General features: G+C 45.5%; 2 protein-coding genes. Both read left to right on the top strand.

The window, feature by feature from the left end; genetic code table 11:
• The first annotated feature begins 69 nt into the window (after positions 1-69).
• A complete protein-coding gene (locus tag R7Q09_RS24505) occupies positions 70-690 on the top strand; it encodes a TRIC cation channel family protein (protein WP_318143739.1) in 621 nt (206 codons plus the stop codon).
• Positions 691-822: 132 nt separating this feature from the next.
• Positions 823-966 (top strand): LysR family transcriptional regulator (locus R7Q09_RS24500; protein ID WP_318143740.1); only part of this gene is annotated, 144 nt, incomplete at its 3' end.

The raw sequence follows: 966 nt of genomic DNA, 5'->3' as shown, positions 1-966 counted from the left end.
TTTTCGTTGGAAATACCGTACAATTTCCGCCCATTTTTGTTCTCACACTTTTTATAGGTACCAAGTAACATGGATTCCATGCTGCTTTATATGATCGATTTGTTCGGTACAGCAATCTTCGCTGTGTCTGGTGTTTTACTCGCTGGCCGATTAAAAATGGATCCCTTCGGTGTTATCGTCCTAGGCAGCGTGACTGCCATTGGCGGTGGCATTATTCGTGATATGGCACTTGGTGCGACCCCCGTCTTTTGGATTACCGATACCACTTATCTTTGGGTTATCTTCATCACCTGTTTGTTAACTATGATCTTGGTTCGCAGACCAAAACGGTTAGCTTGGTGGGTTTTACCCGTGTGTGACGCCATCGGTCTGGCCGTATTTGTGGGAATTGGGGTAGAAAAAGCGCTCGCCTACAACGCCTCCGGCATGGTTGCCGTGATCATGGGTGTAATCACCGGTTGCGGTGGCGGCATAATCCGAGATGTCTTGGCCCGAGAGGTACCTATGGTGCTAAGAAGCGAAGTCTACGCCACAGCCTGTATCATTGGTGGCATCTTCCACACGATGGCTGTGAGTATGGGTTACGATCATTCCACAGCCCTGCTCGCAGGTGTTATCTCAACACTGGTGATTCGCCTTGGTGCGATTCGTTGGCATCTATCTTTACCTACTTTCGCCATCAACCGCTAAGCAATTCAAGTACAGCTTTCAATCTAAAGAGCCGACTTTATCTCGGCTCTTCGCATTTTAATTAACACGATTCGCTTATCCCTCAGCAATTCGTTAAATTATCCGTCTCATTCCTAATTTTCATTAATTGCTATGTTATTAGAAGGCATTGAAACGTTACTTGTACTAAGTAAAGAAAAAACCATGAGCCGCACTGGTAGTCAGCTGTACATCAGCCAATCTGCGGTGAGTAAACGTATCGCCAATTTAGAAAAAAAGTTAGGAAAGAAACTGATC

This window comes from Vibrio sp. 2130-1, from assembly GCF_033339515.1.
This window is presented reverse-complemented; position numbering and strand designations above follow the sequence as displayed.

Coding starts and splice junctions, on each gene's coding strand:
- R7Q09_RS24505 (WP_318143739.1), top strand. CDS start 70: ATGGATTCCATGCTGCTTTATATGATCGATTTGTTCGGTACAGCAATC.